This window comes from Mesorhizobium xinjiangense, from assembly GCF_009749525.1.
Classification (GTDB): domain Bacteria; phylum Pseudomonadota; class Alphaproteobacteria; order Rhizobiales; family Rhizobiaceae; genus Mangrovimarina; species Mangrovimarina xinjiangensis.
On record NZ_WOAC01000010.1, the window covers coordinates 100,541 to 112,114 of the forward strand.

The following is an 11,574-nucleotide window of genomic DNA, read 5'->3' on the forward strand; positions in this document are numbered from 1 at the left end:
CCGTGCAGCTTGGCCGTTTTGTTACCGGTCAAGTCGCGCTTGAATACGGCAAGCAGGGCATTCGCGTGAATTCCATCTGCCCGGGCGGCATCGATACGCGCATGCTGGATTCGCTGGCAGTGCAGTCGAGCAGCGGCAGGATGACTAGTCATGAAATGATGGATCCTCTGCACCCCATCGGACGCATCGGCAAACCGGAGGAAGTCGCGGAACTGATCGTTTGGCTATGCTCTGATCGTGCGTCGTTCGTTACTGGCGCAAATATCCCCGTCGACGGCGGATTCGTCGCGCAGTAGCCTTAATCCCGAGTCTCTCACGCTTAGACATCCAGTCGACAATACGGAAGAAGATTTCCGAAAGTATGGGCCTTGAGCCCGGCTCCCACCAGCCCGTGGGCTTACTCAGCAGCAGCCAGGCGTGATCGCGTTCACGCTTGTGGCCGATCTCGTCGGGCATGAAGTCGATCTTCCTGCCCTATAGCGAGAAGGCATAGAGGTGCCAACCGGCTTGTATGTAGTAGCAATGCGGCCCTTGAGTTGGGCCAGGTCTTGTAGAGTATAGCGCGCGAGGTCGGGCGGAGAGAACCGGTCCATCCATGAAAATGGCCTCTGCATTTGTCCGCCATGCGCGACAAACGGCTGCTTGTCGCGCCCCCGAAAGCAGTCCGTTAGTGTGCCGGCCACAGCTGGCGCAGCGACTTCTTCATGGCGTTGCGGACCTGGCGGATCTCGCCGGGCGAGATATGGCGGTCGAGCAGCCGAAACACGGCGGCGATGGCGGTATCGGCGTCGTTTGGCATGTCGTCACCCAGATCGCTTGCGATACGAAAGACGAAGTCGTCCTTCTTGCGGTCCCATACCGGGCTTTCCTGGGGTTGCCAGCCCTCGAAGAAGACGCCGCGGACGAGGACGGGAAGCTGCGCGGAAAGATCGGCGGCCTCCTCGGGGGAAAGCCAGTCGCGAAGCGCGTGAAGGACCGAGCGGAAGAGACGATAGGCGCGTGGCTCGCGCCAATTCAGATCGGCCGCGAGTTCGTTCACCCATTGCTGTGCCTGCTGCGCGGCCTGGGTGAAGCTGGATATGGTGGTGTGTGTCATGGCAGTGCTCCCGAAAAGCACTTATTCCCACGGTCGGCGGCCAGCCGCATTGAGCCGTATCAAGTCTCGCGCCGATCAGGTGGTGCGCAACGTCCGTTCCACGGGAACGCTGAGCTTCATTTCGGTATCGTCGCGTCCAGAAAGTTCGACCAGCCGGCGTTCGTCCAGGATACGGAATTGCTGGGGGTTGATGATGCTCAAAACACGATGGCGAGCCATTTCCTGAATGGAGCGGCTGATCGATTCGACCGTCGTCCCCAGATAGGCGGCCATGTCTCGACGCGAGATCGGGATCGTTACCGAATTGCCCAGGCACTCAACGGAATCTGGTTGAAATTTGGCCGAGCGGTGGCGAAGGATCAGGAGAAAGGTGGCAATGCGTTCACTCACGGACTGGCAGCCCAGAAGCAGCATCCAGTTCTGCGCGATCTCGAGCTCATCGAGCATCGAGAGCAGCATCCGATGCTCCACAGTGCAGGGAATTGCAAAAGCAAGCTTTCGAAGCCGGCACGACTGTAGCAGCATAGCGTCACGTCCGTTGCCGCTTCGATCGAAACGTTCGAGGTGGAGGAGAAGACGCGGCCGAACATGTCGGAAGGCATCAGGATCCCAACGATCAACTGTCGTCCGTCGTACAGCGTCTTCTGCATTCATAGCACGCCACTCGTGACGGTGCCGACGAAGGGAGCTTCCTCTTCCTCACCGACGATAATTTCGCCTGCAGCATATCTTTTGATCCGGCCTAGGCACTGGAGTTGCCGGTGCAATTCCGGTTCCATACCTTGATATATGGAACAGTGCTGGGTGGTTGATTGATCGGCTGTGGGCGTGTGCAGGGTGGACAACGCGGTCATTGGTTCCCTCGACAGGCAAGGATGCAATCTCGCGCCGCCGGTCGTTGAGGCAAGCAGCGGTCTGGCTGCGTTCTGTTTCCTTCTTAGGCGCCAGATTGGCAGAGTTATCCGCTTTGAACTTTGCTCAGAATCAAAGAATTCGGGGACTCACGATCAGTTATTGAAAAGGCCGGATCTTTGATCCGGCCTTCAGGCAGCGGTACATTGGGGTGCCGCCTATTTCTCAAGCACTTGTCGGCGATCCTCGAACTCTTCCTTGTTGATTTCGCCGCGGGCGAAACGCTCCCTCAGGATTTCGAGTGGCGTCAAGCCTGCGGCTGATTGCTGTAGCCCCGGGGTGGTCTGCCAACCTCCTCCCGCCCAACGGACGAGCAGGACCGTGACGGCAATCAAAGCCGCCAACACCAGAATGACGGTGAGCGGTCCAAAGATCATCATGCCATACAAACCGCTCCCCCAGTCCATCATGTGGGGGCCGTAGACATACCGGCCTTGTTCCGTCACCTCCTGCGCCAGCGCCGGGCCGGAAAGGAAGCCGGTGATGGCACTTCCTGCCACCACAAAGAGAGTGAACATCTTCAGCATTTTTAACTCCATCGCGCCAGGCCGCCGCGCTCTATTCCTGGATGAACTGGCGGATCTCGTCCGGCGTCACGTTTCCGTCCTTGTCCGCGTCGATGCTATCGAAGATCCGTTTGTGAATGGCCGAAACTTCCTCGAAGGAGAGGCCGCCGTCACCGTTGGCATCCGCAATGGCAAACATGATCTTCATCATGTGCGGCCGCACAGGCCGCATGGGCATGGCGCCCATCATCCCCGGCTGCATGGCACCCATCATATTGGGCATCATGCCGCCACCCATCATACCAGGACCCCCTTGCCCCATCATGCCGGGGCGGGCGGGCTGCTCTTCTTGTGGCGCTTCGGCATCTGCCTGGGGAGATGGCGCGGCCTGAGCAACAACCGGATGATGTGCATCATGGGACGTATCCGTCTGTGCGGCGGGTGCCGAGGTTGCGGCGGCTGTCACCAACGCCGCCAGGACTAGCGTCGTTGGAAATGCGGTTCTGATATTGGCATGCATGGAAACCTCCATCTCATTCATTGCACATATGCGCCGAGGCGCGACGCGCGCTTATGCCACCATTGTCTTCCCCCTGCCGGGGCGGGCGGAAAGCCGCTTGTGCCAGATGCTCCAAGTCCGGCTCCCAGTTGCTCAATCCGAGATACCGTCGGATCGCCGCGTCCGGGACGCCGAGATCGCGTAGGACCGCGATGGACAGTGCGAGCTCCATGGCCTGGCGGAGATCGGGTAGCTGTGATCGTGCCATGTCTCTTTTCCCGACTCTTACGTGTGCCCGCTCCGGCGCTGGCTTCGCCGTCTCACGCGGCCTTGACTTCGATCTTCTTGTCGGCCTTCTGCGCCTGAGCTGTCTTCGGCAGTCTTACAGTCAGGACACCTTTGGTGAAGGTAGCCTCGATCCTGTCTGCATCCACCCCGTCGGGGACCCGGAAAGAGCGCTGGAAGGAGCCATAGCGGCGCTCGGACAGGTAGTAGTCCTTTTCTTTTTCCTCCTTCTCTTCCTTCTTCTCGCCCTTGATCGTCAGCGTGTGGTTGGAAAGCTTGATCTCGACGTTCTTTTCGTCGATGCCGGGAAGCTCGGCCGTGATTTCGTATTCCTTCTCCTTCTCGACGAGATCCATTGCCGGCGCGACCTGCCAGGCGGCGCGGCTGAACTTCGGCATCTCGAGGTCGAGGACTGCACGGGACGGCAGGCGCCAGCCCAAGGGATGGAAATCGTCGAAGAGTCGATCGATTTCCCGCCGCAGGCTTTCAAACGGTGCCCATCCTTCAGCAGGCGTAGTGGACTTTTCGGATTTCACCGGCAGTTTTGTGGCAGCTTCGGCCATGGATCTATACTCCTTGTTTCTCCTGGAACTACCAGGTGCCGCCGCCTCCGTCCGTGGCCATCGGGATCTCCCTGAAAGGCGCGCGGGCCGGAGGCAAGCGGACCCGCCTGTCAGGTGTCTTCGCCGGTCTGGTCCTCACGTCGCGAGATGCGCCTTGCGGCGGCTTCTGGCGTCCGCTTCTCCGAACCGGCTCAGCCTGACAAGAGCTACATCAAACCGGAAAGGCAGCCGCAGGGCATTGATGCGCGTCAACTTCGCGCCGAATTGCCCGGCTTTACGGAACGTCGTCTTTAGCCGCCCTGCCGCCTTCGCTCTCCCAAGCAGAGATGCGACGGGTCTGGTCCGCGTCGAACCGAAGGCGCACACCGACCCCACCAGCCGCGTCGTTACCGATGAACTTCGCGCCAAGCCTTTCAAGGCCGGCCTGCAATCGGGACATGTCGTCAAGGGCCTCGATCAATCCGGACGTCTCGAAATCGGCGATCCTTTCCAGCGGGACGCCTGTTGTGTGTGCTAGCAAGGCGCGATCGACCTGTGTCAGGATTCGTGCGGCCCGGCACTGTTCGGGTGTGATCGCCATGGGGTTCGGCTCCAATGGATGAGTTCCTTCGGCGTCGCCGTGATCGGCTGGCGCGCTCAATAGCCCACCATCTGTTTCTTACGTGCGAGGAGCAGCCGTCTTGCGGCGCTGAACGCCTCGTGGATGGGGAGGTTGACGTTTTCGGCGGCGCGTTGCTTCGTCCCACGAGCCGCGTCACGATGATATCTGGTCCGGAACGCGCAGAGCGACATGAACTTTAAAGGTGCGTCCTGAAAGCTTCCTCTTTTGCGCGGCCTCGATGGCGACATCACAGCTGACGATGCGGTCGAAGAACTTTCGATCTCGCCGATACGGCGCAACACGTAGCCGTCGAATGCGTCGGACGGCTCCATATTGCGGAAAGTGATCTTCGGCGGATTTTGCATGTCAGTCCCCAATATCGGACTTGCCGGGGCTGGACATTGACGGAGGTCAACTTAGCCCCAAGGCTGCGCAAGGAAACCCCGTGTGGGAGAAGTGATATAGATCTTGTCGTTAAAGAGATGAGCGCCCGCTATCATTAACCTCGAATCATCGGATTTCATAAATCCCGATCAACGGGACGTTCGATCGAGCTGAGAATGGCTGACGCAGGGACGTAGGCCGGTGAGAGCAGTGTGGAGTTTATCGGCCGGAAGTTTTGTGAGGTCTTTGCCTATCTCGCTGACGACCAGCTCCTTTAGTGTCTGAGGGAGCAATTGTCGGAGAATGCCAAGCATTCGCGGCTCTGCGACAATCGCCAGACGATCGAACTGGCCGGCGGTGTGTCGGTCCTGAAGATGCTCGCTCAACATCAACGCGAACCGTACCTGGCGATCTCGGACCGGATCGGAATGATACTCCATCGCAGACCGTCGCGCGCCGCACGATTCAAAGCTACGTCCCGGACGGTCGGACATGATTTGCCGAAGCGGCTTGTGCTCGACTTCGTAGATGAGATCGTCGAGACGCTCTCCGATTTCCGTATCGCACGCCAGCTTGCGCACGATGCGCGCCTTTGCACCATCCGCCACGAGAATCCAGGTTCTCGGCTTCTTCATCGTACTTCTCCGTTGATCGAGAGACTGCACATGCAGCTTTCTTCATGGGAGTCATGGGCCGGTCCAAGAGTGATCGCCTTGACGCGCATCAACTATCGAGAGGATGTGCTGATGCGTTGACGTCGATCAACGCCGTGCGATGCCATTGCGCCGATACTCGCCTCGCAAAAGGCGGGAGTGGTTCCCGCTGCAACAGCGAGGTGAAGTTATGAGCGATATCGATCTGAAACAGGACATCAATGACGAACTCGATTTTGAACCGAGCATTGATGCTGCCGACATCGGCGTGGCAGTCGAGAACGGCATTGTAACGCTGACCGGACATGTCCCGACCTACGCACAGAAAGCGACCGTCGAGGAGGTGGTTCGCCGGGTGAAGGGCGTGAAGGGAATTGCTCAGGAAATCGAAGTCCGCCCGTACGGGAGCAACCAGACGGCTGACGACGAAATCGCCAAACGTGCGATCAACATGATCCACTGGAATACGGCCATTCCCGACGGTGCCGTCCAGGTCAAGGTGCAGAAGGGTTGGGTAACGCTGACCGGTAAGGTCGAGTGGCAGTATCAGAAGACCGCCGCCGCGGACGTGATCCGCGGCCTTGGGGGTGTCGTCGGTATACAGAACAACATTGCGGTAAGGCGCATGCGTCGGTGTCCGACGTCAAAAAGCGCATCGAGGATGCCCTGAAACGCAACGCGGAAGTGGAGGCCAAGGCGATCCACGTCGACGTCCTCGACGGCGGAAAGGTAAGGCTCGAAGGCCGTGTCCATGCATGGTCCGAGCGCAGTGCCGTCGAACGCGCAGCATGGTCCGCGCCGGGCGTCAATCTTGTCGAAGACCGCATTCGCATTGGATGAGTTCCAATCATTGCGTCATCATGTGGAGGGAGGCGGATGCAGCGTTCCGCCTCCCGTCGACAGCCTGGTAGTGAGAGAGGCAGCCATGAAGGCGATGGTGCTGGAGGAGGTGCGGAGACCGCTGGTCTTGAGCAACCTTCCGGATCCCACGCCAGGACGCGGCGAGATCAGGCTCAAGGTGGAGGCCTGCGCGGTCTGCCGGACCGATCTTCACGTGGTCGACGGCGATCTGAAAGACCCGAAGCTTCCGCTTATTCCGGGACACGAGATCGTCGGCATCATCGACAAGGTCGGAGAAGGCGTCGACGAGGCAAGGCTCAGTCGCCGGGCAGGGGTGCCTTGGCTCGGCCATACCTGCGGCGCATGCTCCTATTGTCTTGCGGGTTCCGAGAACCTTTGTGACCAGCCGCTGTTCACCGGCTACACGCGCGATGGCGGCTTTGCCAGCCATGTGGTCGCCGATGCCGATTTCGCCTTTGATCTCGATGCGACGGGCGATCCGATTGCTCTGGCTCCGCTTCTGTGCGCCGGACTCATAGGCTGGCGCTCTCTTAAGATGGCCGGTGACGGAAGACGGATCGGCATTTACGGCTTCGGTGCTGCCGCTCATATCATTGCTCAGATCTGTGTCTGGCAGGGCCGGGATGTGTTCGCTTTTACCCGGTCAGGCGATACGGACGCGCAGCGTTTTGCGCTGAGCCTCGGTGCGTCCTGGGCTGGCAGCTCCGACGCCGCGCCGCCTGATCTAGTGGATGCTGCGATCATATTTGCTCCCGTCGGGGACCTCGTGCCGGCCGCGCTCCGGGCCGTGCGCAAGGGTGGGCGCGTCGTGTGCGGAGGCATTCACATGAGCGACATTCCCGCGATGCCGTATTCACTGCTGTGGGAAGAACGCCAACTGGCAACTGTGGCCAATCTGACCCGTATCGACGCGACAGAGTTTTTTCCCATCGCCAGAGGGGCAGGAGTGCGTACCCATACAACGGTGTATTCGCTCGAAAGGGCCAATGAAGCGCTCGCAGATCTGCGCGCCGGCCGCCTCAGTGGTGCAGCGGTGCTCGTCCCGGGTTAGCCAACCGACCGCATCGGTTGAGCCGGGATATCGTCAAACAGGGCTGCACCGTAGCAATCGAACGTCTTGGCACCAAAATTCGCCTAACAGTGCTCGTCCCGGCACAGAACATACAGCCGCTCGAGGAAAGGACGCTGACCGGCAATAATCTTTTCCCGTGCCTTCTCGAAGCCGAACCATTCTGCGCGATCGACCTCCGGGAAGACTTGCATCCGGCCGCTGTTCGGCGGCCACTCGAGTTCGAAGGCATTGCTGCTCAACGTTTGGGGATCGAAGTCGGCATTCAAGGCGAAGGCTGTGACGTATTTCCCGCCTGCCTGGCGGATCTCCCCGAGTGGCGACAACGCTCCAATGGCCTCCCATCCGGTTTCTTCAGTAAATTCCCGGCGTGCAGCGGATTCGGGGTGCTCGCTGTCGGCATACTCTCCCTTTGCGATCGAACACGCTTCCTCACCCCGGTTACGCCAGAACGGGCCGCCGGGATGAACGAGCAAGACCTGTACGTCGCCGAATCTAAGCCTGTAGGGCAAGATGCCGGCGCTCTTTCGCGTCATTCGTCGCTCTCCACCTGTTCAACTTGGGCTCGCCGGCCGCTCCCCTTGATCCGCGTCAACGAAAACAATCCGCCAATCGTGTTGCACTTCCGCGATGCTGAAGGAGCAAACAACATGACCTACAAGAGTATCATGGTCCAACTCGATATAGACGCCCCCGCAACGCCGCGCACCAAATTCGCGATGGATCTCGCGAAGCGGTTCAAAGCGGACCTGATCGGCTTTGCGGCGGCGGAGGTGCATGTCTTCGTGCCGAGAGACGAGGGAGGCTTGGTCGCGGCAGAGGTGCTGCGCCAGCGGACACGGGAGATTGAGGAGGGACTGAAGAAGCTCGAGGAAGAGTTCCTGAGCATCACGGGCGAAGACGAACACGTCTCCTGGCGTAGCGATGTCGGCAGCCCCACGCATCTGCTCGCGATCCATTCGCGTGCCGCCGACCTTCTTGTAACCGGAGCACCGGCACCAGAGCGCGCCTCGGACGGTCGCCGGACGCTGGATCCGGGAACATTGATTCTGTCGGTCGGCCGTCCTGTACTTTTCGCCGCCGACACCCTGGCCCCGCTCCTTGCGCAGAAGGTATTGGTCGCTTGGAAGGACACGCGGGAAGCCCGCCGTGCCGTGGTTGACGCCATGCCCCTCCTCGTCAGTGCGGATGAGGTGACGGTGATCACGATTGCCGAAGGTGACCAGAAGGCCGCACGGGAAAGCGCTGCGGATGTCGCTCATTTCCTGACGAAACACGGCGTCAAGGCAAGCTCCGACGTCCTGGGTATCGGCGGCGCCGATCGCGAGGAGGCACTTGTCGAGATCGCACGTGAGATGGGTTCGGACCTGGTCGTAGTCGGCGGCTACGGCCATAGCCGATTGCGCGAATGGGCGTTCGGTGGTGTCACGCGGTCGCTGCTCGCCGACGGATCCCTGCACCGCCTGATTTCCAACTGAACTTCTGTCTCTAGGACCAAACCCCGGTGCCGTCTTGAAGAACGCAACCCTTTGCCCCAAGTTTTTCGATGGTGGTGAATGGGGATCTTGAGCCTATGTCGACAGGTGAGGCAGCAGAGCGTAGGCGGCGTAGCCGAGACCGAGTGCCAAAAGGGTGAAGCAGGCGAGGGCAAAAGAGAACCGGGGCGGACCTGCCATCATCGCGAGCACCGTGCGCATAAGGGCATTGGTGGCCAAGGCGACAAGCACTGCCAGCCCCGCCGTTTGGGCGGGAACCATTTCCCGGACGAGGCGCAACGCACTCAGCACTGCGACATCCACATCAAAGGCACCGGAGATGGCCGATGTCGCGAGCAGCCCGCCCGCGCCGGAGACATCGGCCAGGGCGGCACTCGCGGTCGCCACCACCGCAAAGAGCAGGGCAAAAAGGAGCAGCGGCGCAATCTCGAAGGGATTGCGGGTAGGCGAGTTGCCCAATTCCTGGCCGTCACGGAACATGAACAGCGCACCGCAGGCACCGAAGCAGAGAGCCGCTGCGAGCGCGGGAGCGATGATCACCGGTAAGACGCGCGGTTCAACGATGATGACGACCAGCGATACGCGCAGGATGGAAACCATGGCTGCGAGTGAGGCTGCGCCGGAAAGCGAGGCCCACCGGCTGCTGTCCTTGGCCATACGTGCCAGGGCGAGAGTCACCGCGGTGGAGGAAACGATGGCGCCGGCGAGCACGCTGACGAGGAGGCCGCGGGCTTCTCCCAACACGCGCACCGCGACATAACCCAAAAAGGATATGGCGGCCACGAGGACGGTGAAGAACCAGATCTCCCAAGGGTTCAGGCCGCCCCAAGGGTCGATCGTCCTGTTCGGCAGGAGCGGGAGCACGATGGCCGTCATCACCGCCAGGACCAGGGCGGAACGCAACTCGATCCAGGTCAGCCTCCGCAGCAGGCCGTGCAGAACCTCCCGGCTGGCGAGGATCGCAGCTAGGGCTGCTCCTCCAGCCGCGGCCACGCGATAATCTCCGGCCACCGCAAGCGCCCCGAGGGCGAAGACGCTCAACCCTGCTATCACGCCCGTGACGCTGAAATCCTCGTCATGGGCCGACTCGCGCGCCTTGTACCAGGCGAAGATGGCGGCAAAGCTGACAAAGCCGGCGATCAGCACCGCATTCGAGCCAAGGGCGCCCGCGAGGACGGCGAAGATGCCGCCGAGGAGCCCGGAGATGCCAAAAGTGCGAATGCCGGCGGTACGGCTGCGGTCAGGAGCGTCCCGCTCGCGCCAGCCGCGTTCCAGGCCGACAAGAAGGCCAATGGCGAGTGCCAGGCCGAGCTTTGGGAACAGTGGGTCCATGTTGTTGGGTCAGACAGACGCGGCCGGCAGTCGGGCGCGCACCCACTGCACGATCTGGCCGGCCGTCATCGCACCGGATGTGCGTGCGATCTCCCGGCCGCCATGAAACAGGATGATCGTTGGAATTCCCCGGATTTCAAGCTTTGCAGCCGCGGACTGCTCGACATCGGAGTTGAGCTTGACCAGGCGTAGGTAGGGCTCGAGTTCACGGGCGGCGGTCTCGAAGGCGGGCGCCATCATCCGGCACGGACCGCACCATTGTGCCCAAACATCGACGAGCACGGGAACGGTGCTGCGGGCGATCTGGCGCTCAAGGACAGTTGCGTCGACATCCTCGGGGTGTCCCGAAAAGAGCCTCGCTCCGCACTTTCCGCACTTGCCGCCGAGGGCGGATCGGGAAGGTGGCAAGCGATTGACCCCGCCGCATTTCGCACACACGACAAGGGACTCGCTCATCGCTCATGTCTCCCGCAAGGATCACTCCTGGATGCTTTCGATATACTCGACGATATCATGGACTTGCTCGCGCGTTGGCTTGAAATCCGGCATCGCCGGATGCCGAAGGAATAACGGACCGGCAAGATCCAGCCTCAGATCCCTGTAGGATGCGAGCCGTGACAGCCTGCGAAAGGGTGGTGCCTGCGGATTTTCGCTTTGGTCGACCTGTGCAATCGCGTGGCATATGGCGCAATTGGGCGATCCTGCGCCCGCGGAACGCGCTCTCGGGCTCGGTGGCAAAGCTGTTCGTCGCGCCTGCGACGAGAAGAATAATACACAGCATGGCTATGGCCAGCATTGTCAGAAGCCCCTGAGCGTTCGGATAAAAGCCTATTGCATTGACGAGCGGCCGGTCTTGATCCGTGTCAATGCTTGAAGAAATCAACCATGCGATGAAGATACTGCTCGATGAGCGGATTTCCGGCGCGCCGGTCGGCGATGCCAAGGGACTGCTCGTCGGTGTGCTGTCCAAGAATGATTGCCTGAGGGCGCCCTGAACGCGAACTACCACCAGGAATGGGGCGGCAGCGTCACCGACTACATGACGAGCCCCGTCGAAACATTGGAGGCAGACATCGAACTCATCCAAGCGGCGGAGCACTTCCTGTCGAGCCACTGGCGGTTTCCCGTCACGAGCGACGGGCGCCTTGCCGGTCAGATCAGCCGCGCCGACGTTCTGTGGATTGACGGTGAACTGGCGATATCAGCAGCTTCGTTCCGATGGTCGAGACACCGTCGCCGATTCTGCAAGAAAGTGCGTTCTGGTGGCGGGCGCTGGCGCTGAAAATCCCCGCCATCGGCGTGTCCGCGAAGGGTGGC

Annotated in this window: 18 protein-coding genes and 1 pseudogene; 6 read left to right on the top strand and 13 right to left on the bottom strand. The window is 60.8% G+C overall.

All coding sequences use genetic code 11. The annotated features are described in order from the left end of the window. The first annotated feature begins 2 nt into the window (after nt 1–2). Nucleotides 3–296, top strand: a complete 294-nt coding sequence (locus GM909_RS12305; RefSeq protein WP_198174225.1) for an SDR family oxidoreductase — start codon at nt 3–5, stop codon at nt 294–296. A gap of 371 nt (nt 297–667) precedes the next feature. Here the strand turns inward: GM909_RS12305 and GM909_RS12310 are convergent, their stop codons facing one another. The 9 genes from GM909_RS12310 to GM909_RS12345 form a co-directional block, all read right to left on the bottom strand. Beyond that, a complete protein-coding gene (locus GM909_RS12310; protein ID WP_157016686.1) occupies nt 668–1,096 on the bottom strand; it encodes a DUF2267 domain-containing protein in 429 nt (142 codons plus the stop codon). 75 nt (nt 1,097–1,171) lie between these two features. Further along, nucleotides 1,172–1,555 (bottom strand): helix-turn-helix domain-containing protein, encoded by a 384-nt coding sequence (locus GM909_RS26025; protein ID WP_235911861.1) that lies wholly within the window; start codon nt 1,553–1,555, stop codon nt 1,172–1,174. Beyond that, nucleotides 1,483–1,746: a cyclic nucleotide-binding domain-containing protein gene (locus GM909_RS26030; RefSeq protein ID WP_328600457.1), complete on the bottom strand. Its 264-nt coding sequence runs from the start codon at nt 1,744–1,746 to the stop codon at nt 1,483–1,485. The genes GM909_RS26025 and GM909_RS26030 overlap by 73 nt, the downstream gene beginning before the upstream one ends. Before the next feature lie 420 nt (nt 1,747–2,166). Continuing rightward, on the bottom strand, nt 2,167–2,535 hold the full coding sequence (locus GM909_RS12320; RefSeq protein ID WP_198174226.1) for an SHOCT domain-containing protein: 369 nt from the start codon (nt 2,533–2,535) through the stop codon (nt 2,167–2,169). A 31-nt stretch (nt 2,536–2,566) separates the two neighbouring features. Continuing rightward, the gene (locus tag GM909_RS12325) at nt 2,567–3,055 is read right to left on the bottom strand and encodes an EF-hand domain-containing protein (protein WP_235911862.1); all 489 of its coding nucleotides are present in this window, start codon (nt 3,053–3,055) and stop codon (nt 2,567–2,569) included. 278 nt (nt 3,056–3,333) lie between these two features. After that, on the bottom strand, nt 3,334–3,861 hold the full coding sequence (locus tag GM909_RS12330) for an Hsp20/alpha crystallin family protein (protein ID WP_157016687.1): 528 nt from the start codon (nt 3,859–3,861) through the stop codon (nt 3,334–3,336). A gap of 274 nt (nt 3,862–4,135) precedes the next feature. Beyond that, the gene (locus GM909_RS12335; protein WP_157016688.1) at nt 4,136–4,441 is read right to left on the bottom strand and encodes an XRE family transcriptional regulator; all 306 of its coding nucleotides are present in this window, start codon (nt 4,439–4,441) and stop codon (nt 4,136–4,138) included. A gap of 56 nt (nt 4,442–4,497) precedes the next feature. Then, nucleotides 4,498–4,827, bottom strand: coding sequence for a hypothetical protein (locus GM909_RS12340; RefSeq protein ID WP_157016689.1), 330 nt, complete (start codon nt 4,825–4,827; stop codon nt 4,498–4,500). Between the two features lie 168 nt (nt 4,828–4,995). Then, a complete protein-coding gene (locus GM909_RS12345; protein ID WP_157016690.1) occupies nt 4,996–5,481 on the bottom strand; it encodes a host attachment protein in 486 nt (161 codons plus the stop codon). A gap of 208 nt (nt 5,482–5,689) precedes the next feature. Here GM909_RS12345 and GM909_RS12350 point away from each other — a divergent pair. Further along, nucleotides 5,690–6,339 (top strand): annotated as a pseudogene (locus GM909_RS12350) (BON domain-containing protein). 85 nt (nt 6,340–6,424) lie between these two features. Further along, on the top strand, nt 6,425–7,411 hold the full coding sequence (locus GM909_RS12355; protein WP_157016691.1) for a zinc-dependent alcohol dehydrogenase family protein: 987 nt from the start codon (nt 6,425–6,427) through the stop codon (nt 7,409–7,411). 83 nt (nt 7,412–7,494) lie between these two features. Here GM909_RS12355 and GM909_RS12360 read toward each other — a convergent pair whose 3' ends face one another. After that, complete coding sequence (locus tag GM909_RS12360; protein WP_157016692.1) at nt 7,495–7,965, bottom strand: NUDIX domain-containing protein; 471 nt, start codon at nt 7,963–7,965, stop codon at nt 7,495–7,497. A 45-nt stretch (nt 7,966–8,010) separates the two neighbouring features. Here GM909_RS12360 and GM909_RS12365 point away from each other — a divergent pair, with 45 nt between their 5' ends. After that, nucleotides 8,011–8,907, top strand: a complete 897-nt coding sequence (locus tag GM909_RS12365) for a universal stress protein (RefSeq protein WP_235911863.1) — start codon at nt 8,011–8,013, stop codon at nt 8,905–8,907. A 93-nt stretch (nt 8,908–9,000) separates the two neighbouring features. On the opposite strand, the gene GM909_RS12370 is transcribed toward GM909_RS12365, so the two are convergent. The 3 genes from GM909_RS12370 to GM909_RS25770 are packed head-to-tail and all read right to left on the bottom strand — an operon-like array spanning nt 9,001 to nt 11,200. Beyond that, on the bottom strand, nt 9,001–10,257 hold the full coding sequence (locus GM909_RS12370) for an MgtC/SapB family protein (protein ID WP_157016693.1): 1,257 nt from the start codon (nt 10,255–10,257) through the stop codon (nt 9,001–9,003). A 9-nt stretch (nt 10,258–10,266) separates the two neighbouring features. Continuing rightward, nucleotides 10,267–10,713 (bottom strand): thioredoxin TrxC, encoded by a 447-nt coding sequence (gene trxC / locus GM909_RS12375; protein WP_157016694.1) that lies wholly within the window; start codon nt 10,711–10,713, stop codon nt 10,267–10,269. A gap of 55 nt (nt 10,714–10,768) precedes the next feature. After that, nucleotides 10,769–11,200, bottom strand: a complete 432-nt coding sequence (locus GM909_RS25770) for a hypothetical protein (protein ID WP_198174227.1) — start codon at nt 11,198–11,200, stop codon at nt 10,769–10,771. On the opposite strand from GM909_RS25770, the gene GM909_RS26490 reads away from it, so the two are divergent. Together GM909_RS26490 and GM909_RS12380 are read left to right on the top strand one after the other, a co-directional pair. Then, entirely contained in the window at nt 11,172–11,252 is an 81-nt protein-coding gene (locus GM909_RS26490) for a CBS domain-containing protein (protein ID WP_407941290.1), read from the top strand. The genes GM909_RS25770 and GM909_RS26490 overlap by 29 nt on opposite strands. Continuing rightward, nucleotides 11,234–11,539, top strand: a complete 306-nt coding sequence (locus tag GM909_RS12380) for a CBS domain-containing protein (protein WP_198174228.1) — start codon at nt 11,234–11,236, stop codon at nt 11,537–11,539. The genes GM909_RS26490 and GM909_RS12380 overlap by 19 nt, the downstream gene beginning before the upstream one ends. Nucleotides 11,540–11,574: the final 35 nt, after the last annotated feature.